Annotated in this window: 19 protein-coding genes; 9 read left to right on the top strand and 10 right to left on the bottom strand. The window is 67.8% G+C overall.

Annotated features, from left to right (window positions below; translation table 11 throughout):
* Nucleotides 1-107: 107 nt before the first annotated feature.
* Both AC3WTD_RS17150 and AC3WTD_RS17145 read right to left on the bottom strand, forming a co-directional pair.
* On the bottom strand, nucleotides 108-620 hold the full coding sequence (locus AC3WTD_RS17150) for a hypothetical protein (RefSeq protein ID WP_492614517.1): 513 nt from the start codon (nucleotides 618-620) through the stop codon (nucleotides 108-110).
* Nucleotides 617-1,387, bottom strand: a complete 771-nt coding sequence (locus AC3WTD_RS17145; protein ID WP_492614516.1) for a hypothetical protein — start codon at nucleotides 1,385-1,387, stop codon at nucleotides 617-619. The genes AC3WTD_RS17150 and AC3WTD_RS17145 overlap by 4 nt, the downstream gene beginning before the upstream one ends.
* Before the next feature lie 189 nt (nucleotides 1,388-1,576).
* Here AC3WTD_RS17145 and AC3WTD_RS17140 point away from each other — a divergent pair, with 189 nt between their 5' ends.
* Together AC3WTD_RS17140 and AC3WTD_RS17135 are read left to right on the top strand one after the other, a co-directional pair.
* A complete protein-coding gene (locus tag AC3WTD_RS17140) occupies nucleotides 1,577-2,362 on the top strand; it encodes a 3-hydroxybutyrate dehydrogenase (RefSeq protein WP_492614515.1) in 786 nt (261 codons plus the stop codon).
* On the top strand, nucleotides 2,359-3,540 hold the full coding sequence (locus tag AC3WTD_RS17135; protein WP_492614514.1) for a DUF3734 domain-containing protein: 1,182 nt from the start codon (nucleotides 2,359-2,361) through the stop codon (nucleotides 3,538-3,540). Before AC3WTD_RS17140 ends, AC3WTD_RS17135 begins: the two co-directional genes overlap by 4 nt.
* 7 nt (nucleotides 3,541-3,547) lie before the next feature.
* Here AC3WTD_RS17135 and AC3WTD_RS17130 read toward each other — a convergent pair whose 3' ends face one another.
* The 4 genes from AC3WTD_RS17130 to radC form a co-directional block, all read right to left on the bottom strand.
* The gene (locus AC3WTD_RS17130; protein WP_492614513.1) at nucleotides 3,548-4,303 is read right to left on the bottom strand and encodes an SDR family NAD(P)-dependent oxidoreductase; all 756 of its coding nucleotides are present in this window, start codon (nucleotides 4,301-4,303) and stop codon (nucleotides 3,548-3,550) included.
* A 31-nt stretch (nucleotides 4,304-4,334) separates the two neighbouring features.
* On the bottom strand, nucleotides 4,335-5,030 hold the full coding sequence (locus tag AC3WTD_RS17125) for an SPOR domain-containing protein (RefSeq protein WP_492614512.1): 696 nt from the start codon (nucleotides 5,028-5,030) through the stop codon (nucleotides 4,335-4,337).
* On the bottom strand, nucleotides 5,030-6,718 hold the full coding sequence (gene argS, locus AC3WTD_RS17120; RefSeq protein WP_492614511.1) for an arginine--tRNA ligase: 1,689 nt from the start codon (nucleotides 6,716-6,718) through the stop codon (nucleotides 5,030-5,032). Before argS ends, AC3WTD_RS17125 begins: the two co-directional genes overlap by 1 nt.
* A 507-nt stretch (nucleotides 6,719-7,225) precedes the next feature.
* Entirely contained in the window at nucleotides 7,226-7,897 is a 672-nt protein-coding gene (radC, locus tag AC3WTD_RS17115) for a RadC family protein (RefSeq protein WP_027491178.1), read from the bottom strand.
* 95 nt (nucleotides 7,898-7,992) lie between these two features.
* Between radC and coaBC the strand changes: the two genes are divergently transcribed.
* The 3 genes from coaBC to AC3WTD_RS17100 are packed head-to-tail and all read left to right on the top strand — an operon-like array spanning nucleotide 7,993 to nucleotide 12,019.
* Nucleotides 7,993-9,198, top strand: coding sequence for a bifunctional phosphopantothenoylcysteine decarboxylase/phosphopantothenate--cysteine ligase CoaBC (coaBC, locus tag AC3WTD_RS17110; protein ID WP_492614510.1), 1,206 nt, complete (start codon nucleotides 7,993-7,995; stop codon nucleotides 9,196-9,198).
* On the top strand, nucleotides 9,195-9,653 hold the full coding sequence (gene dut, locus AC3WTD_RS17105; RefSeq protein WP_027491180.1) for a dUTP diphosphatase: 459 nt from the start codon (nucleotides 9,195-9,197) through the stop codon (nucleotides 9,651-9,653). The genes coaBC and dut overlap by 4 nt, the downstream gene beginning before the upstream one ends.
* 56 nt (nucleotides 9,654-9,709) lie before the next feature.
* Nucleotides 9,710-12,019 carry a phosphomannomutase/phosphoglucomutase gene (locus AC3WTD_RS17100; RefSeq protein WP_492614509.1) on the top strand — a complete coding sequence of 770 codons (2,310 nt, stop codon included), beginning with the start codon at nucleotides 9,710-9,712 and terminating at the stop codon, nucleotides 12,017-12,019.
* 70 nt (nucleotides 12,020-12,089) lie between these two features.
* Here the strand turns inward: AC3WTD_RS17100 and AC3WTD_RS17095 are convergent, their stop codons facing one another.
* Nucleotides 12,090-12,734, bottom strand: coding sequence for a hypothetical protein (locus AC3WTD_RS17095; protein WP_027491182.1), 645 nt, complete (start codon nucleotides 12,732-12,734; stop codon nucleotides 12,090-12,092).
* Between the two features lie 109 nt (nucleotides 12,735-12,843).
* Entirely contained in the window at nucleotides 12,844-13,491 is a 648-nt protein-coding gene (gene pyrE, locus AC3WTD_RS17090) for an orotate phosphoribosyltransferase (RefSeq protein ID WP_027491183.1), read from the bottom strand.
* 154 nt (nucleotides 13,492-13,645) lie between these two features.
* Here pyrE and AC3WTD_RS17085 point away from each other — a divergent pair, with 154 nt between their 5' ends.
* From AC3WTD_RS17085 to AC3WTD_RS17075, 3 genes are all read left to right on the top strand, one after another.
* Entirely contained in the window at nucleotides 13,646-14,416 is a 771-nt protein-coding gene (locus AC3WTD_RS17085) for an exodeoxyribonuclease III (RefSeq protein WP_027491184.1), read from the top strand.
* Nucleotides 14,406-15,719 (top strand): AmpG family muropeptide MFS transporter, encoded by a 1,314-nt coding sequence (locus AC3WTD_RS17080; RefSeq protein WP_425504526.1) that lies wholly within the window; start codon nucleotides 14,406-14,408, stop codon nucleotides 15,717-15,719. Before AC3WTD_RS17085 ends, AC3WTD_RS17080 begins: the two co-directional genes overlap by 11 nt.
* Nucleotides 15,720-15,856: 137 nt before the next feature.
* Nucleotides 15,857-16,168, top strand: coding sequence for a hypothetical protein (locus AC3WTD_RS17075; protein WP_492614508.1), 312 nt, complete (start codon nucleotides 15,857-15,859; stop codon nucleotides 16,166-16,168).
* Here AC3WTD_RS17075 and AC3WTD_RS17070 read toward each other — a convergent pair.
* The gene (locus AC3WTD_RS17070) at nucleotides 16,138-17,268 is read right to left on the bottom strand and encodes an anhydro-N-acetylmuramic acid kinase (protein WP_492614507.1); all 1,131 of its coding nucleotides are present in this window, start codon (nucleotides 17,266-17,268) and stop codon (nucleotides 16,138-16,140) included. The genes AC3WTD_RS17075 and AC3WTD_RS17070 overlap by 31 nt on opposite strands.
* Before the next feature lie 13 nt (nucleotides 17,269-17,281).
* Nucleotides 17,282-18,727: an OapA family protein gene (locus AC3WTD_RS17065; RefSeq protein ID WP_492614506.1), complete on the bottom strand. Its 1,446-nt coding sequence runs from the start codon at nucleotides 18,725-18,727 to the stop codon at nucleotides 17,282-17,284.
* Between the two features lie 182 nt (nucleotides 18,728-18,909).
* Here AC3WTD_RS17065 and tyrS point away from each other — a divergent pair, with 182 nt between their 5' ends.
* Nucleotides 18,910-20,121: a tyrosine--tRNA ligase gene (tyrS, locus tag AC3WTD_RS17060; protein ID WP_492614505.1), complete on the top strand. Its 1,212-nt coding sequence runs from the start codon at nucleotides 18,910-18,912 to the stop codon at nucleotides 20,119-20,121.
* The last annotated feature ends 280 nt before the right edge of the window (nucleotides 20,122-20,401 follow it).

The raw sequence follows: 20,401 nt of genomic DNA, 5'->3' as shown, positions 1-20,401 counted from the left end.
AGCCACTGTTGTTGCGGCTGAGGCGTGGGTTTCCCGAGTTCCGGCCCGGCCACGGGTGACTGGGTGCGAATTGATCACGCTGAGGCTTACCGTGCGGTAGCGCGTGTTTACGTCATGGCTTCCGTTGGCGCATCAGGGAAAATGATCCCCGTTTGCCCATCTTCATTGAGCGCGTTTGCATCGAAGCCGTCCACCAACTTGATGGCACGGGTCTGGATGTGTCCGGCGCTGCGCAGACGTTCGCAGTACTTGTACAACGTACTTTCATCCTCAGTGAGGATAAAGGCGACAGCCTCATGGCTGGCTTGGGCAATCAACTTCACGTCATCGCGCACGACGGGTCGCGAGTCACCTGTATCGCGTGTGCCAAGCAGGTTCCAGACGAGTGCAGCCTTCTGCCCATGTGGAATGTTGAAGTTCAACGGGCGAAAGTTGCCGAGCGGCAAGTCGGTGATGGGCTGCCCGATGCCGAATTCGGAGGCGACGATGGCCGAAAAACACATCGTCACGTTGTTCTGGAACATGTGGCGGTAATACTGCACTGCCACTGTATGGTGTGGCCGCTTGGCGTTGACCAGCGTGATCAGGAAGCTGGTGTCCAGCAGCACCGATGCACTCATTCGTGATGTCCACGCAGTGCTTCGAGCCAGTTCTCGGGAACGACGGCCCAAGCCTTTGTTCCCTTTTGCACGAGTTTGTCGAATGCAGCTTCATCCCATTGCGGCTGGCTGGCGTCGAAGGCGAGCAGCGTCAGATTGCGTAGTTCACCGGTTTTCAGGCTTTCATCGGCAGATACGCGCAACAGCGCTTGGCGGTAAAGCCGGTTCGTTTCTTCACCGGCGATCAACTGCTGCGTGGCAGCGATCATGACGGTCTTGCCATCATCCAGTTTCAGGTGAATATTCGGTTTGGTTGTGCCACCCATGTCCACCACAGTCCCTTGCAAGAACTTTTCCACGGGCACCCAGATCGCCTCAACCTGATTTTGAAAGTCGCTGCTGGCATCCACCCGGACGGACAGGGTGTTGCCCGTGTCAGTCAGCGTGTAACTGCGATGCGGGTTTTTGCGAGCGGACACCTGCCAGCGCTCAACCACAGCGGCCCGCTTGTGATCGAGCAGGCCCAAGGCCGATGGGTTTTGCAGGTGTCCCACGTCAGTCCATAGGCCGGTGGCCGCCAGTAAGCCGCCGGCGACGATAGCCAGCGAACCTTCTTCAACGGAAACAAAGGCCTGATCAGTATCTATCTCCTTGGTTGATCCCTTCAGGAACTCCTCGACCTCGCCTTGGAACTGTCCTAGCAGGCGCAGCGGGACACGCGAAAGCCCGATCGGCGCATCGTTGATGCGGTCGTTCAGGGCGAAGCGAAGTGTGTCGGATGCACTCATGGAGGGATAGTACCGCTGGTGTCGTCGCAGATGTCGCGATGCTCGGAATGGCAACCGATGTCAAGGCAGGAGAAATTCAGCTGTGACTGTGGCTGGACGGTGCGGGTACGCTCTCAATCTACCCCAAAGTCTTATGGAGTCGCCATGTGCGGCGCCTACAATCGAGGTCCCCTCCCCAAGGAGCAACGCATGAACAGTCTCAACGGCAAGGTGGCCCTAGTCACGGGCGCCGCGAGCGGCTTGGGCAAGGCGATCGCGGAGTTGTACGCAAGCAACGGCGCCAGCGTGGCGATCGCCGACATCAACCAGCAGGCCGCCGATGCGGTCGCCGCACAGATCAACGCCGCCGGCGGCAAGGCACTCGGCGTGGCGATGGACGTCACCAGCGAGGCGGCGGTGAACGAAGGCACCGACAAGGTGGTCGCCGCGTTTGGCGCGCTGGACATCCTGGTTTCCAACGCCGGCGTGCAGATCATCAACCCGATCGAGCAGTTCGCCTTCGCCGACTGGAAGAAGATGCTGGCGATCCACCTCGACGGCGGCTTCCTCACCACCAAGGCCGCGCTGAAGCACATGTACCCGGGCGACCGCGGCGGCGTCGTGATCTACATGGGCTCGGTGCATTCGCACGAAGCGTCGAAGTTGAAGTCCGCTTACGTGGCCGCCAAGCACGGCCTGCTCGGCCTGGCCCGCACGCTGGCCAAGGAAGGCGCGCCGCACAACGTGCGCTCGCACGTGATCTGCCCCGGCTTCGTGCGCACGCCGCTGGTGGAGAAGCAGATCCCCGAGCAGGCGAAAGAGCTGGGCATCTCGGAGGACGAGGTGATCCGCAACGTGATGCTGAAGGACACCGTCGACGGCGTGTTCACCACCGTCGAAGACATCGCGCAGACCGCGCTGTACCTGGCCACCTTCCCCTCCGCCGCGCTGACCGGCCAGAGCGTCGTGGTCAGCCACGGCTGGTTCATGCAATGAGCCATCCCGACCCGGCGCCGTCGCTGGCGGAGAGGGTGGCCCGCGACTACCGCACCGTCGCGCTGGTGCTGCAGGGCGGCGGCGCGCTTGGTGCTTACCAGGCCGGCGTGTTCGAGGCGCTGGACGAAGCCGGTCTGCAGCCGACCCGGCTGGCCGGCATTTCGATCGGTGCGCTGAACGCGGCGATCATCGCCGGCAACCCGCCCGGGCAGCGGGTGGAACGGCTGCGCGAGTTCTGGGAGGCGATCTGCCGCCCGCCATTGTGGCCGGCTACGCCGGCACTGCCCTGGTTCGACGCGGTGGCGTGGCCGACGGCGTGGCTCAACGGGATGAGTGGCCTGGCCGCCTGGCGTGCGATGACCGAGGGCCAGGCCGGCTTCTTCCACCCGCGCCTGCCGCCGCCGTTGCTGGGCGGGCACGCCACGCCGGGCAGCGTCAGCTGGTACGACACCACGCCGCTGCGCGCCACGCTGGAGCGGCTGGTTGATTTCGACCGCCTCAACGACGCGCGCACGCTGCGCGTGGCGGTCGGCGCGGTGAACGTGCGCAGCGGCAACTTCGCCTACTTTGACAATCGCCGGCAGCGCCTGCGCCCCGAGCACTTCATGGCCTCCGGCGCGCTGCCGCCGGGCTTTCCCGCGGTGGAGGTCGACGGCGAGTTCTACTGGGACGGCGGCATGGTCTCCAACACGCCACTGTACGAAGTGCTCAGCGAGCGCCCCGGCTGCGACACGCTGGTGTTCCAGGTGGATCTGTGGAGCGCCCGCGGCGCGCTGCCGCGCGACCTCGCCGACGTGGCCGAGCGCAGCAAGGAGATCCAGTACTCCAGCCGCACCCGGCTTGTCACCGAGTTCATGCGCCGCACGCAGGAACAGCGCCGGCTGCTGCACGACGTGATGGCGCTGGTGCCGGCCGAACGCCGCGACGACCCGGCGTATCGCCATGCCGAAGCGCGCGCGGCCGAGGCGCTGACCAACGTGATCCACCTGATCTACCGGAACCGGCCGCACGAAGGCCACTTCAAGGACTACGAATTCAGCGTCGCCAGCATGCGTTGCCATTGGCAAAGCGGGCTGGACGACATGCGCCACACGCTGGCCCATCCGCAGTGGCTCGCCGCGCCCGATCCCGGCCGTCCGTTCGTGACGCACGACGTGCATCGCGGCGAGGCGGGTTGAAGCGCCGTCAGGCGTCCCGCGCCACCTGCAGCCCGGCAGCCGACTGGCTGACCGGCATGATCTCCAGGCGCGTGACGTCCAAGTGCGGTGGCAGGTTGGCGATCCACCATATCGTGTCGGCGATGTCGACCGCCGTGATCGGGTGGGCGCCGGCGTAGAGCTGGTCGGAGGCGGCCTGGTCGCCGCCGGTGCGCACCACGGTGAATTCGGTCTCGGCCATGCCCGGCTCGATGGAAGTGACGCGCACGCCGCTGCCGTGCAGGTCCACGCGCAGGTTCTGCGAGAACTGGGTGACGAAGGCCTTGGTGCCGCCGTACACGTTGCCGCCACGATAGGCATAGCTGCCCGAGATCGAGCTGATGTTGACGATCGCGCCGCGGCGCGCGACCAGCTGCGGCAGCAGCAGGTGGGTCAGCGTCACCAGCGCGGTGACGTTGGTGTCGATCATCTGCTTCCACTGTGCGAGGTCGGCCTGCTGCGCCGGCGCGGTGCCCAGCGCCAGGCCGGCGTTGTTGACCAGCAGGTCGATGTTGGCGAAGGCAGCTGGCAGATCCGCGTGCGCCGTCCGCATCGCCGCCGCGTCGCGCATGTCGAACGCCGCCGCGTGCACGCGCCCGGCGCCGTGCCGCACCACCAGCTGCTGCAGCCGCTCCATGCGCCGACCGCTGGCGATCACCCGCCAGCCGCCGGCCACGAAGCGTTCCACGGCGGCGGCGCCGAACCCGGAGGTGGCGCCGGTGATCCAGGCGGTCTTGGTGGTCATGGGCGGAAGTTCAGTGGGAGAAAAGGGTGGCTCAACGGCCTTCCTTCAGCGCGATCGCGTTGATGCCGGCGCCGGCCAGGCGCTGCTTGGTCGATTCCAGCTCGGTGGCCGAGCGGAACGGCCCCAGCCGCACGCGGTTGTAGGTCTGCCCGCCGATGCTGACCGACTGCACGTTGGCCACGAAGCCCTGCAGCGCAAGTTTCGCCTTCAGCGTCTCGGCGTCGGCGGCGTTCGGGAACGCGCCGACCTGCAGCAGGTAGCCGCTGCCGGAGGCCGGTTGCGGCACCGCGCTGGCTGGTGCGGCGGTAACGTCCTGGGTGACCGCCTGCGGCGCGTTCGCCGGTACCGCGGCCGGTGCCGCCTGCTGCGCCTGCAACTGGGCGGCCTGCTGCTTCTGCTGCTCGATGCGCGCCTGCGCGCTGATCTCGGCATCGGGGATGCGCACCTCCTTCTCCGACAGCACCGAGTAGAAGTCGAACTGCGGCTTCTTCGGCGCATTGTCGTTGCCCGCTTCGAGCACGCCGGGCGCACTGCCGCGCTCGGCGGTAGCCTGCGGATTTGCCTGCGGGCCGTCGGCCTTGCGCAGGCTGGTGAGCAGGCTGCCGCGCAGCATCACCGCCATCAGGATCGCGCCGGCGATCAGGCCGATCACCGCGTAACCCCAGCCCGGGAACCCGTTGCTGCCGTTGCGCACGGCCTGCCGGCCCCTGCCCTTGCGTGCTGCCATTACATCTTCTCCGGGGCGCCGAGGCCCAGCAAATCCAGCCCATTCTTCAACACCTGGCGGGTCGCCACCACCAGCGCCAGCCGTGCGTTGCGCAAGCCGGCGTCCTCGACCAGGAACTGGTGCGAGTTGTAGTAGGTGTGGAACGCGTTGGCCAGTTCGCGCAGCCACGCCGCGACCAGGTGCGGCTCCAGGTTCGCCGCCGCCGCCTCGACCAGTTCAGGGTACTTGGACAATTCGGTCAGCAGGATCTGCTCGTGCTCGTTGTCCAGCCGGTCGAGCTGGGCGAGGCCGGCGTTGAGGTCGACCGCGTAGCCTTTCTCCGGCGCCTGGCGCAGCACGCTGCACACGCGGGCGTGCGCGTACTGGATGTAGTAGACCGGGTTGTCGTTCGATTGTGAGCGGGCCAGGTCGATGTCGAACACCAGCTGCGAGTCGCTCTTGCGCGAGATCAGGAAGTAGCGCGTGGCGTCCTTGCCGACCTCGTCGATCAGGTCGCGCAGGGTGACGTAACTGCCGGCGCGCTTGGAGATCTTCACCTCCTCGCCGCCCTTCATCACCGTCACCATCTGGTGCAGTACGTACTCCGGCCAGCCCTTGGGGATGCCGCAATCGAGCGCCTGCAGGCCGGCCTTCACGCGGGCCAGCGAGCCGTGATGGTCCGAACCCAGCTCGGTGATCGCGCGTTCGTAGCCGCGCTGCCATTTGCTGAGATGGTAGGCCACGTCCGGCAGGAAGTAGGTGTAGGTGCCGTCGGACTTGCGCATCACGCGGTCCTTGTCGTCGCCGAAATCGGTGGTGCGCAGCCATAGCGCGCCGCCGTCCTCGTAGGTGTGGCCGTGCGCGACCAACTCGCGCACGGTCTCCTCCACCTTGCCGTCGGCGTACAGCGACGATTCGAGGAAATAGGTGTCGAAGCCTACGCCGAACGCCTGCAGGTCCAGATCCTGCTCGCGGCGCAGATAGGCCACGGCGAAGTGGCGGATCGCCTCGAGATCGTCCACGTCGCCGGCGCCAGTGACCGTCTCGCCATCGGCGACCACCGACTCGCGATCGAGATAGGCGCGCGCCACCTCGGCGATGTAGTCGCCGCGGTAGCCGTTCTCCGGCCAGTTGCTGTCATCCGGCGTGATCCCGCGGGCGCGCGCCTGCACCGAAATCGCCAGGTTGGCGATCTGCACGCCGGCGTCGTTGTAGTAGAACTCGCGCTTCACGTTCCAGCCGCTGGCGTCGAGCAGGCGGCTCAGGCAATCGCCGATCGCCGCGGCGCGGCCATGGCCCACGTGCAGCGGGCCGGTCGGGTTGGCCGAGACGAACTCCACGCCGACGGTCTTGCCGCCGCCGCTGGTGCTGCGGCCGTAGGCGTCGCCTTCGGCCAGGATCCGGCGCACTTCGGCGTGGTAGGCGCCCGGCGCGAGAAAGAAATTGATGAAGCCGGGGCCGGCGATCTCGACTTTCTCCACCAGCGTGTTGGCCGGCAGTGCGGCGACCAGTTTCTCGGCCAGTTCGCGCGGCTTGGCGCGCGCCGGCTTGGCCAGCAGCATCGCCACGTTGCTGGCGAAATCGCCGTGTTCGCGGCTGCGCGCGCGCTCGATCACGAAGCCGGGCAGGCTGAGGTCGGTAGGCAGGGTGGCGGCGTCCCGCAGGGCCTGGATCGCCTGCAGCACCAGTTCGCGCAGCGGTTCTTTCACGGTGGGGCCGGTTTCGTGATGGAACCGGCAATCCTAACAGACCCGTCTGCCGGCGAAACGCGCGCCTGAATGCCTGTGGCACCGGCCGGCGGAAGCTTCGGGGGTGCGCCGGAATTTTGACGCACCGCGGCGAACTGGGCTGTGGATAAGTCTGTGGGGAAAGCCGCAGCTCGCGACTGGCTCCAGGCGGCGAGCGGCCCCGCATCGGCATGTCGCAAGAAATTTATCTTGTGTACCAACAAGTTGCGATACTCATCTCGAGTGCATGCACGATAGACCCGGCAAGTGCCGGTATCGCCATTTTGTGTATAAGTTGGCGCGGTCCGGGCGATGCCTGCAGCTGTGACTGGTGTCACCGCATTGTCATGCGGCATTGCGATACTGAACGAGCCAGGACATGAACTCCCCTCCATGACATGGCAACCGGGGATGCCGCTCTCCCCACCTCCCCAATCGGCCTCGCGGCGTGGCTCTTGCCACGCCGTTTTTTTGTCCGGGAGGCTGATCTCAGAGCAGGCCGCGGGCCGCCATCGACACCGGCTCGCCGCTGCCGATCACCAGGTGGTCGAGCACGCGCACGCCGACCAGCTGCAGGGCGTCGCGCAACTCGTGGGTGATGGTGCGGTCGGCGGCGCTGGGTTCGGCCACGCCGGAAGGGTGGTTGTGGGCAAAGATCACCGCGCAGGCGTTGTGCTGCAGGCACGCACGGACCACTTCGCGCGGATGCACGCTGGCGCCGTCGACGGTGCCGCGGAACAGCTCCTCGAACGCCAGCACGCGATGGCGGTTGTCCAGGTACAGGCAGCCGAACACCTCATACGGCAGGTGGCGCAGGCGTGCGCGCAGGTAGTCGCCGCTGTCGCGCGGGTTGCCCAGGCTGGGCAGTTCCTGCAACTGCTCGGCCAGGCTGCGCCGGGCCAGTTCCAGCGCGGCGGCGATCCGCGTGCGCTTGGCCGGACCCAGGCCGTCGACGTGGATCGCCTGCTCGGGCCGGGCCAGCAGCGCGCCCAGGCTGCCGGCGTGCGCCAGCAGTTCGCGGCCCAGCGCCAGTGCGTCCTTGCCGCGGCTGCCGTTGCCCAGCAGCACCGCCAGCAGCTCGGCATCGGACAGCGCGGCGCTGCCGCGCGCCAGCAGCTTTTCGCGGGGGCGTTCGCCTTCGGGCCAGTCGCGGATGCTCATGTGCCCAGCTTGCCGCACGGCGTGCGGGGCGGGCAGCGGTGCGCGCGGGTGAATCCGGTAAGCTAGGCTACTGCCGATTGTCAGGCCCGCCTTACATGAGTCTTGCCCAACGCCGCATTCTGCTCGGAGTGTCGGGCGGCATCGCCGCCTACAAGTCTTGCGAACTGGTTCGCCGCCTGCGCGATCTCGGTGCCCAGGTGCGCGTGGTGATGACCGAGGGCGCCACCCGCTTCGTCAGCCCGACCACCTTCCAGGCGCTGTCCGGCCAGCCGGTGCGGATCAGCCTGTGGGATGCGCAGGCCGAGGCGGCGATGGGCCACATCGAACTGGCACGTTGGGCCGAACGCATCCTGGTGGCGCCGGCCAGCGCCGATCTGCTGGCGCGGCTGGCACATGGTCTGGCCGACGATTTGTTGACCACGCTGTGCCTGGCCAGCGCTGCGCCGCTGTATCTGGCGCCGGCGATGAACCAGCAGATGTGGGCGCACCCGGCGGTGCAGGCCAATCTCACCATGCTGCGCCGGCACGGCGCGCAGATCCTCGGGCCGGCAGTGGGCGACCAGGCCTGCGGTGACGTCGGCAGCGGCCGCATGCTGGAGCCGCACGAACTGCGCGATGCGCTGGTCGCCTCGTTCGGCGAGCGCGAGCTGGCCGGGCTGCGCGTGCTGATCAGCGCTGGCCCGACCTATGAGGACATCGACCCAGTGCGCTTTATCGGCAACCGCAGCTCGGGGAAGATGGGTTTTGCGGTGGCTGAGGCCGCCGTGCAGGCCGGCGCCGAGGTGAGCCTGGTGGCCGGGCCGGTGAGCCTGGCCACGCCGCCGGGCGTGGCGCAGCGCATCGACGTACGCAGCGCGGCGCAGATGCATGCGGCGGTGCTGCATGCGGCGGCGCAGGCGGACATCTACATCGGTGCAGCGGCGGTCGGCGACTACCGCCCACAGGAGGTCGCCACACGGAAGCTGAAGAAGCACGATGGCGGCGAGCTGGTGCTGCGCCTGACCGAGAATCCGGACATCCTGGCCACCCTCTCGGCGCAAACCGCGCATCCGTTCCTGGTCGGATTCGCCGCGGAGACGCATGATGTGGCGAGCTATGCGCAGGGCAAGCTGCGCCACAAGGGTCTGGACATGATTGCGGCGAACCAGGTGGGTGGCGGCCTCGGTTTCGAGGCGGCCGACAATGCGTTGACCCTGTACTGGGCCGACGGTGCGGTCGAGTTGCCGCGGGCGGAAAAATCGGAGCTGGCGCGGCAGCTGGTGGCCCGCGTGGCCGAACGCTACCGGGCGACGCGCGGATGACGATCGACGTCGAGCTGAAGATCCTCGACCCGCGCCTGGGCGACGGCATTCCGCTGCCGCAGACCGCCACGCCAGGCAGCGCCGGCATGGACCTGCGTGCCGCGCTGCAGCAGCCGCTGACCTTGCAGCCGGGCGAAAGCGCGCTGGTGCCCAGCGGCATCGCGATCCACATCGGCGATCCCGGCTGGTGCGCGCTGATCGTGCCGCGCTCCGGGCTGGGCCACAAACACGGCCTGGTGATGGGCAACCTGGTCGGAGTGATCGACGCCGACTACCAGGGGCCGTTGATGATTTCATGCTGGAATCGCGGCAGCCAGCCGTACACCATCGCGGTGGGCGATCGCATCGCCCAACTGCTGCTGGTGCCGGTGGCGCAGGCGCAACTGAAGGTGGTGGCCGATTTCGCGCCCAGCGAGCGCGGCGGCGGTGGGTTCGGCTCGACCGGTATCCAATAACCAGCGAGGTCGGCCCGGGCGCCCGGGCCGCACGCAGTGACGGCCGCGGGGGCGGTATGGTGTTGAACATCGCGAACGAACGGCTGCGCAACCTGCGCGTCGACTGGCGTGACCTGCTGCCGCTGGCCGGCGGTACCGCGCTGCTGCTGCTGGGGCTGTTCTGCGCCTGGCAAACCTGGCTGATTGCCGGCGAGGGCAATGCGGTGCGCCGCGTGCACCAGGCCCAGGACGAGGCGGTGCGGGCGTTGACGGCGGAGATCGCCAGCCAACGTGGCGCGGTCGAAAAAGTGCTGGCCGGCGTGGACCCGGCGACCTTGCTGAGCGACCCGGCGCAATCCGCCGCGGCGCTGCGCCAGCAGTTGCCGCAGGCGAAGAAGCTGGAGCTGTACAGCGGCGACCTCACCGAGGTGCTCAAGGCCAATTACCGCGAGTTCGGCTACGCCAAGGCGGCGCAGCTGATGGCCGCGCAGAGCGCGAACGGCGTGCCGCCGGTGCAGAGCGTCTCCTACGGCAACGGCGACCGCCGGCTCAGCCTGGTGATTCCGCTGGGCCCGCCGCAGCAGGCCCAGGCCTGGGCCTGGGTCGAGCTGCCGTTTGCGCCGCTGCGCCAGCGCTTCGACGCGATTTCGCCGGCCGGTGGCCGGCTCGACCTGCGCCAGGGTGACGACCGCGGTTACGTGCAACTGCTCTCGCATGGCACCAGTTCGGCCGAGGCCGAGGAAGCCGGCAAGCCGGTCGCAGGCAGCGCGTTCAGCGTCGGCGCCGGCCTGCCCGGCGCGTTCATCGTGCTGCCGCGCTGGTGGCTGCTGAGCGGACTGCTGGCGGTGTTCGGCCTCGGCGGCGGCATCTATCTGCTGCGCCTGCGCCAGCGCTGGAAAGCGCAGCCGGAGGTCGCGGAGGCCGACGTGCCGCTACCGGCGCGGCGGAGTGCACCGGCCCGGGCCAAGCCATCGGAACCGTCGGAGCCGCCAGTTACGACGGTGGTCGGCGTGGATCCGAGCATCTTCCGCGCCTACGACGTGCGCGGCGTGGTCGGCAAGACGCTGAACGCGGACGTGGCGCATGCGCTCGGCCAGTCGATCGGCACACTGATGGCCGAGAAGGGCCTGCGCGAGATCGTGGTCGGGCGCGACGGCCGCCTGTCCGGGCCGGAGCTGGCCGCCGCGCTGGCCAACGGCCTGCGCGAAGCCGGCGTGGACGTGATCGATATCGGCGCGGTGCCGACGCCGGTGGTGTACTACGCCACCTACCGCTTCAACACCGGCTGTGGCGTGGCGGTCACTGGCAGCCACAATCCGCCGGACTACAACGGCTTCAAGATCGTGGTCGGCGGCCAGACGCTGGCCGAAGGGGCGATCCAGGACCTGTACCAGCGCATCGCCGATGGCGCGCTGGCCAGCGGCGGCGGCGGTGGTCTGCGCCAGGTCGACGTGGCCCCGGACTACATCGAGAAGATCGTTTCCGACGTGCTCGCCGAGCGCCGCCTGAAGGTGGTGGTGGACTGCGGCAACGGCATCCCCGGTGCGATCGCGCCGCAGGTGCTGGAAGGCGTCGGCTGCGAGGTGGTGCCGCTGTATTGCGACGTCGATGGCAACTTCCCGAACCATCACCCGGACCCGTCCGACCCGCACAACCTGCAGGACCTGATCCTCGCCGTGAAGAGCAGCGGCGCCGATCTCGGCCTGGCCTTCGACGGCGACGGCGACCGCCTCGGCGTGGTCACCCGCTCCGGCGAGATCGTCTACCCGGACCGCCTGCTGATGCTGTTCGCGCGCGACGTGCTGTCGCGCCAGCCCGGCGCCACGGTGATCTACGACGTGAAATGCACCAGCCACTTGAAGGGGCAGATCCTCGATGCCGGCGGCAGCCCGCTGATGTGGCGCACCGGGCACTCGCTGATCAAGGCGAAGATGCGCGAGACCGGCGCCGAGTTGGCCGGCGAGATGAGCGGGCACTTCTTCTTCAAGGAGCGCTGGTACGGCTTCGACGACGGCATCTACGCCGCTGCGCGGCTGCTGGAGATCCTCGCCGGCGACCTGCAGGGGCGCAGCGCCGAGCAGATCTTCGCCACGCTGCCGAAGAGCGTCTCCACGCCCGAGCTGAAGGTCGAGCTGGCCGAGGGCGAGCACTACCGCTTCATGGATCGGCTGCGCCAGCAGGCGAACTTCGAGGACGCCAGCCTGATCACCATCGACGGTGTGCGCGCGGACTGGCCGGACGGCTGGGGCCTGGTGCGCGCGTCGAACACCACGCCGGTGTTGGTGTTGCGCTTCGAGGCGGACGACGCGACGGCGCTGAAGAGGATCCAGCAGGTGTTCCGCCAGCAGCTGCTGGCCGTCGATTCGGGTCTGAAGCTGCCGTTCTAGCGCCCGGCGGCGCGCCCGGCTGCCACGTTGCGCGCGTGAAACCGCGCTCCGGGCGAGGGCCGCCGCCGGGCTACTCCGCCGACTGTTTCTGCGCGGCCGTCCTGACTTCGCGGTAGTGCGCCAGCTGCCCGACCTGCTGCTGCTCGGTATTGCTGCGCAGGGTCTGCTGGCGGCGCAGCGTGTCGCGCAGCGTGGCCACCACGTTGCGCTGTTGCGCGATGCTGTCGGCCAGGGGCTTGGGTACCGGGCTCTTGGCGTTCTCGAGGTCGGCGGCGCGGCCGAGCAGGTCGGTCAACGCCTTCTCCTGGCTGCGCAGGTTGATCTGCGAGGTGTGGATCTGCTGGTCGATGGTATCCAGCACCTGCTGCAGCGAAATCCGGTAGGAGTCTTCGTCCGGGTAGGCCAGCAGCATCTGCGCATCGGCGTTCGCGCGTTCCTGCGCGGCGCGCTGCTGGGCCGCCTGTTCGGTGGCGAGCTCGGCGGCGGCGGTGCGTTCGGCGGCGGTCAACTGGCGTGGCACGCGTTGCACCACCAGGCCGCGGTCGTTGACCAATTCGTAGCCGTACTTCATGGCTTCGGCGGTCAGGCTGTCGCTGAAGTGCATCAGACCCTCCCCGTCGTGCCACTTGTAGCGAACGTTGCCGGTGTTCTGGGCCTGCGTCGACAGGCTCGCAGCCAGCACGGCAACGGCGATGACGAGCAATGATTTGCGCATGGATACCCCTCTTCGTTGCCCAGTATAGCCAGCGCGGTCACGCTGCCTAGCTTCGTGGGCGCGGCAGCCGCTGCGAGTGTGACCGGGTTCGCTTGAGGACACGCTGGACTCAGCGGCGGACTCCGTAGCGCTCGCGGTAGGCCAGCAGGCGGGCGTGCTCGGCGGCCAGCCGCGGCTGCTCGCCGGCATAGGCCAGCACGTCGTCGAGGCTGGTGATCGCGATCACCGGAATGCCATGGTCGGCGGCCACCTCCTGCGCGGCCGAGCGCTCGCCCTGTCCGCGCTCCTGCCGGTCCAGCGCGATCAGCACGCCGGCCGGCGTGGCGCCCTGGGCGCGGATCAATGCCAGCGACTCGCGCACCGCGGTGCCGGCGGTCATCACGTCGTCGACGATCAGCACCCGGCCCTCGAGCGGCGCGCCGACCAGCACGCCGCCCTCGCCGTGGTCCTTCGCCTCCTTGCGGTTGTACGCCCACGGCAGGTCGCGGCCATGGCCGTCGGCCAGCGCGATGGCGGTGGCGGCGGCCAGTGCGATGCCCTTGTAGGCAGGCCCGAACAACATGTCCACGGCGACACCGGAGTTCACCAGGGCGGCGGCGTAGGCGCGGCCGAGCTGGGCCAGCGCGGCGCCCGAGTCGATCCGCCCCATGTTGAAGAAGTACGGGCTGTGGCGGCCGGATTTCAGAGTGAACTCGCCGAAGCGCAACACGTCGCGGCGCAGGGTGAGTTCGATGAAGTCGCGCTGGTAGGCGTGCACGGAGGGTCTCGCAAACGGTGGAAGTCGGGGCCGCGGCGGCGCTGTGCTACGGCAAGGCCGCCATGGTACAGCCCTGCCCGGGCCGACCGGCGCGCACGGACCGCAGGGCGGGCCGGCATGGTTGCTATGATGGCCCGCCGCCCGAGGAGTCCGCATGCGCATCATCACCCTCAACGCCAACGGCATCCGCTCGGCCGCCACCAAGGGCGTGTTCGACTGGCTGCGCCGACAGCAGGCGGACGTGGTCTGCCTGCAGGAAACCAAGGCGCAGGAAGGCCAGCTGGTCGACGCGATGTTCCGCCCCGACGGCCACCACTGCCTGTACCGCGACGCCAGCAGCAAGAAGGGCTACAGCGGCGTGGCGATCTACACCCGGCGTGAACCCGACCAGGTGCTCACCGAACTGGGCTGGGATGCGTTCGACAACGAGGGGCGCTACATCGAGGCGCGCTTCGGCAAGCTCAGCGTGGTCTCGCTGTACTTCCCGTCCGGCTCCTCCGGCGACGAGCGCCAGCAGTTCAAGTTCAAGGCGATGGAGTGGATCACGCCGATCTTCGATGCATGGTTGAACAGCGGCCGCGACTATGTGATCTGCGGTGACTGGAACATCGTGCACACCAGGAACGACATCAAGAACTGGTCGTCCAACCAGAAGAACTCCGGCTGCCTGCCGCAGGAGCGTGCGTGGCTGGACCTGCTGTTCAATCAGCGCGGCTGGGTCGACAGCTTCCGCGCGATCAAGCCCGATGCGGTCGAGTACACCTGGTGGTCGAACCGCGGCCGCGCGCGCGAGAACAACGTGGGGTGGCGGATCGACTACCAGGTCGTCTCACCGAGCTTGCGCGAGCGCCTGAAGGCGTGCTCGATCTACCGCGACGAACGCTTCTCCGACCACGCGCCGTACACCGTCGACTATGCCGATTGAGCCCGCGGCGGCGCGACCGGCAAAGCCGTCGGTATGGCGGGCGTTCGCCCAGCCGGCGGCATGGACAATGGCGCTGTTCGGCTTTTCCTCCGGCCTGCCGTTCCTGCTGGTGGCCGGCACGCTGGCGTACTGGCTGAAGGAAAACGGCATCAAGCTGGCGGACATCACCATGATTGCCAGCGCCGGCATGACCTATGCGTTCAAGTTCGTGTGGGCGCCGCTGCTCGACCACGGGCGCCTCCCCGGCTTCGCCCGCCTCGGCCAGCGCCGCGGCTGGCTGTTGTTCGCGCAGCTGGGCGTGGTGTTCGGGCTGCTGGCGATGGCCGCGTTGACCCCGCGGCAGCTGACCCCGTTCGTGGCGGCCACCCTGCTGGTGGCGTTCTTCGGTGCCACCCAGGACATCGCGGTGGACGCCTACCGCATCGAGATCGCGCCGATCGAGGCGCAGGGCGCGCTGGTTGCCACCTACTCGCTCGGTTACCGCATCGGCCTGCTGCTGGCCGGTGCGGTGGCGTTGATCCTGGCCGACCACCTGTCGTGGCGGCTGGTCTACGTGCTGATGGCGCTGGCGATGGCGGTGCCGGTGGCGACCACGCTGATCGCGCGCGAACCGGACGTGTTGCGGGTACGCGCCACGCGCTGGCGCGACGCGATGCGCGAGAGCGTGATCGATCCGTTCGCCGATTTCTTCCGTCGTTACGGTTGGCCGCTGGCCGGGGTGACCTTGCTGTTCCTGCTGCTGTTCAAGATGCCCGAGCAGGCCACCATCGGCGGCATCATGAGCCCGTTCTACCGCGACATGGGTTTCTCCAAGACCCAGATCGGCACCATCACCAAGATCTACGGCATCTGGATCGGCATTGTCGGCGTGTTCATCGGCGGCGCCATGGTGGCGCGCTGGGGCGCATGGCGGCCGCTCGGCATCACCATCGTGCTGTGTGGCTGCAGCAACCTGCTGTACCTGCTGCTGATCGCCCACCCCGGCGACCTGCTGGTGCTGACCCTGGTGATCTCCGGCGAAAACCTCACCCTGGGCATGCTGGGGCCGCCGACCGTGGCGTTCCTGTCCTCGCTGGTCAATCGCCAGCACACCGCGACGCAGTACGCGTTGCTGAGCTCGCTGGTCAACCTGCCTGGCAAGCTGCTCGGTTTTTTTGCCGGCGGCATCGCCACCGCCACCGGCTACGGCGGCTACTTCGTCATCACGGTGCTGGCGGTGCTGCCGTCGATGTTGCTGTTCGCCGGCCTGTGGCGCTACTTCCGCGGCGAGGAGCGTGCGCGGGCGGCGGCAGGCGCCGCCTAGACTGTCGCGCGGCGGTGTGGTTGCGTTCACAACGTGATTGCCAAGTCGGCCACGGAATCGCCATCGCGACGCGTGGCGTGGCGGCGGTTGTGCAAGCATCGCTGGCACAGGGGCATGTGCAACATGGAGTGACGCTTATGCCGGACATGATCCTGCAGCACGTCGACAGCCTGCTCGTCGAACGCATCCGGTCGCTGGCCCGGGATCGCCAGTGCACGGTCAACGACGTCATGTTGCATGCGCTGCGCAGCGGCCTGGGCATGTCGGCTGCGCAGCGCTGCAGCGAGAACCTGCGTGACCCCGCTGCGCTGACCGTCCTCGATGGCGATTGGGGCGCGGCCGAACAGGGTGTGTTCCAGGAGGCGCTGCATGCGCTGGCGCAGACCCAGCCGACCCAGCTGGCCCCGGAAAACATCGGCTATGCCGGTGGTGCGACCGGCGCGGAATAGACTGCGCCCAGTATCCGCGGACCGCGTGCGCCGGTGACCGCCGGCAGGTTGCCGGGCAGGCCGAGCAGGCGTTGCCGCGCCAGCCAGGCGAAGGCGGTGGCTTCGAGGAAGTCCGGATCGACGCCGTAGCGCGAGGTGTCCAGCAGCACGCGAGGCGCCAGCAGTTCACCCAGCCGCTGCATCAGCGCACCGTTGTGTACGCCGCCGCCGCAGGCCAGCACTTCTTCCGCTTGCGGCGCGTGCTGCGCGATCGCCGCGGCCACGCTGCGCGCAGTGAGTTCCAGCAGGGTCGCCTGCACGTCGGCGGGGTCCAGCGCGGCGAGCGGTGCATGCGCGGCCAGCCAGTCGAGGTGGAAGTACTCGCGGCCGGTGCTCTTCGGCGGTGGCAGCGTGAAGTAGGGATCGGCCAGCAGGGTATCGAGCAGGCCGGTGTCGACGCGGCCACGGGCGGCGTACGCGCCGTCACGATCGAACGGCTCGCCGTGCTGGCGCAGGTGCCAGGCATCGAGCAGGCCGTTGGCCGGGCCGGTGTCGAAGCCGAACACGCGGCCGTCGGCACCGAGCACGGTGATGTTGGCGATGCCGCCGAGGTTCAGCACCACCCGCACATGTCCCGGTCGTGCCAGCAGCATTGCGTGCAGCGCAGGCAGCAACGGTGCGCCCTGCCCGCCAGCGGCGACGTCGGCGCGGCGAAAATCCGCCACCACGTCGATGCCGCAGCGCTCGGCGATCACGCTCGGGTCGCCGAGCTGCAGGGTAAACGGGTAGGCACCGCTGGGGCGATGGCGCAGCGTCTGGCCGTGCGAGCCGATGGCGCGGACGGCCGAGGTGGGCGTGCCGCTGCGCTCGAGCAGCTGCAGCGCGGCGTCGGCGAAGCAGCGGCCGATCTGGACGTCCAGCCGTCCAAAAGCATCGAGGTCGAGTGCGCTCTCTCCCTGGGCCAGCGCAAGCATTCGCCTGCGCAGATCCGCCGGCCACGGATGCGAGTGGCTGGCCTGCAGCTGCGGCAGGCCACGGTTGAAGCTGGTCAGCACGGCGTCGATGCCGTCGGCGCTGGTGCCGGAGATCAGTCCGATGTACAGCGCCGAGGCGTCGTCCACGCGCGACGGGCGTTCAGTTGTCGTGGTTGGCGCGGACGTTGGCGCGCGCCAGCGTGATGCGCGCGTCCAGTTCGGTCAGCCGCGCCAGCTGGGGCTTCACCACGTCGGCCTTGAAGCGCGCCATCTGCACGGCCGGCAGCGGCTCGGGCTTCGGCAGCGTCACCGTCTGCGGGTTGCGCTGTACGCCGTTGACGCGGAACTCGTAGTGCAGGTGCGGGCCGGTGGCTAGGCCGGTCATGCCGACGTAGCCGATCACTTCACCCTGGCGCACCCGCTCACCCACCCGCTGACCCTTCACGAAACGCGACATGTGGCCGTAGGCGGTGCTGATGCTGTTGTTGTGCTGGATCACCACGAAGTTGCCGTAACCGCGCTCCCAGCCGTGATACTTGATCACGCCGTCGCCCGCCGCGTGGATCGGGGTGCCGCTGGGGGCGGCATAGTCCACGCCCTTGTGTGCGCGCATGCGACCGAGGATCGGGTGCATGCGCGTCGCGGTGAACTGCGAGGAGATGCGGGTGAAATCGACCGGGATGCGCAGGAACGACTTCTGGATCGGCCGGCCATCCTCGCTGTACCAGCCGTAGCTGCCGTCGGCCTTCTTGAAGCGGTAGGCGGTGTAGCGCTTGTCCTGGTTGACGAACTCGGCGGCAATGATGTTGCCCTGGCCGTAGCGCACGCCATCGCGGTAGATGTCGTCGTAGATCACGGTGAAGCTGTCGCCGACGCGCAGGTCCTGCACGAAGTCGATGTCGTACTTGAACAGGTCGGCGAGTTTGCCCACCATCGCCGCGTCCATGCCGGCCTGGTCGCCGGCGGCGTACAGGCTGCTGCGGATCACGCCGTGCGCCACCTGTTCGCGCAGGTCCATGTCGCGTTGCTGGATGGCGACGCTGGGCCGCGTGCCGTCGAGGCGGATGGTGGCGCGGCTGGCCTGGTCCTGGTCGAAGCGGAAGCCCTTGAGGCTGCCGTCACTGCCGAGCAGGAAGTCGAACTCCTGGCCCGGACGGATGTTGTGCAGAGCGTTTTTTGCGCTGCTGGCAGTATCCATCACCTTCTGCAGGTCGGCCATGCCGAGGCCGCGTGCGGTGAAGATGTCCGACAGCGTTTGTCCCGGTTGCACCCGTACCACCTGCCAGTCGTCCACGGTCGCGGCGGTAAGGTTGGCCGGCGTGATCTTCGGCAGTGCCAGCGGCAACAGCGAATGCACTTCGGGCGTGGGCGCGGGGCGCATCGCGCTGGCCCAGGCGGGCATGATGAAACCGGACAGCAGGGTAATCAGCAGCGCCGTGCCGGCGAGCACCAGACGTTCGCGACGCCAGCGGATCGGCTCGATTTCGCCCGAGCGATTGAACGACCAGTGGGCGCAGCGCGCATAGAAATGGGAGTGCCGGCGTTGCGCCTTGCGACAGATGGCCTGCTTGCGGGCTTGCCGCGCCCCCTGCTTTTCTTCTGCCATGCTGTTACGCCCACGCTACAGGGAAACAAAACTGCGGGTACCATAACGGCCATGTGCAAAGGGCGTCAACGCCTTTCGCATCAAGGATTTGCAACGCTTTCGTCGTTAACACACAATTAACGTTGACGGCACGGTCACATTGCGGCCATTGCCTGTTTCATCCAACCATCGAGAAACCTTGCATGAGCGAGCTTGAGCAGGCGCTGGCCACGATTGCGCGTGGCGCCGACGAAATCATCAAGCGGGAAGACCTGGCCGAGCGCCTGAAGCAGGGTCGCCCGCTGCGGATCAAGGCCGGCTTTGACCCGACCGCGCCGGATCTGCATCTGGGCCACACCGTGCTGCTGAACAAGATGCGCCAGTTCCAGGACCTGGGCCATCAGGTGGTCTTCCTGATCGGCGACTTCACCGGCATGATCGGCGACCCTACCGGCAAGAACGTCACGCGCAGGCCGCTCAGCCGCGAAGACGTGCTGGTCAACGCCGAGACCTACGCCGAGCAGGTCTACAAGGTGCTCGACCGCGAGCGGACCGAGCTGCGCTTCAACTCCGAATGGTTCGGCAAGATGAGCGCGGCGGACATGATCAGGCTCGCTGCCCAGCACACCGTGGCGCGGATGCTCGAGCGCGACGACTTCACCAAGCGCTATGCGGCACAACAGCCGATCGCGATCCACGAGTTCCTGTATCCGCTGGTGCAGGGCTACGACTCGGTGGCACTGAAGGCGGACGTGGAGCTGGGCGGCACCGACCAGAAGTTCAACCTGCTGATGGGCCGCGTGCTGCAGGAACACCACGGCCAGCCGCCGCAGATCGTGCTGACCATGCCGTTGCTGGAAGGGCTGGATGGCGTCAACAAGATGTCCAAGTCGCTGGGCAACTACATCGGCATCAACGAGCCGGCGATCGACATCGTCACCAAGACCATGAAGATCGGCGACGAGCTGATGTGGCGCTGGTTCGAGCTGCTCAGCTTCGACGTGTCGCTGGACGAGTTGGCACGCATGAAGCAGGACGTCGCCAGCGGCGCCCTCAACCCGCGCGACGCCAAGCTGCGTCTCGCGCGCGAACTGACCACGCGCTTCCATGGCGCGGCCGCTGCTGAACAGGCAATTGCCGGCTGGCATGCGGTGGTGCGCGGCGAGGGTGATACCTCGCTGCTGCCGCAGGCCGACATCGTAGTGCCGGCCGAGGGCCTGCGCCTGGCGGCCCTGCTCACCGCGGCCGGGCTCACCGCCAGCAACTCCGAGGCGAACCGCAAGTTGAAGGAGCGTGCCGTGCGCATCGACGCCGAAGTAGCGGAAGACGCGCTGCGCGTCTTCCATGCCGGTTTCGAGGGTGTGCTGCAGGTAGGCAGGCGCAACTTCGCCCGCGTGAGACTGGTGCGCGCCTGATCTGCTGCGTTCCGGTCAGCGCGAAGGCACGTAGCGGACGTGCCCGAAAAGAAAAATTTTCGGCTGCGGCAGTTGCTTGCGCAGGTTCCCTGAAATTTTTCTCAAGAAACGCTTGCCAAATGGAGCAGAGACCGTATTATTCGCGGCCCGCAGTCGCCCAACGTCGCAAGGCGGACTGCGGGGCCTCGAGAAACTTCCTCGGTGGTGTTGACGGTCGCAAAAAGCGATGTAGAATGGGCGGCTCACCCGGAACGAAAGGTTCCGGGGCGATCACCGAAGT

The sequence above is a fragment of the Rhodanobacter sp. FW106-PBR-R2A-1-15 genome (assembly GCF_058789735.1).
The sequence above is the reverse complement of the archived record's forward strand: the minus strand, read 5'-3'. Positions and strand labels throughout refer to the sequence as shown.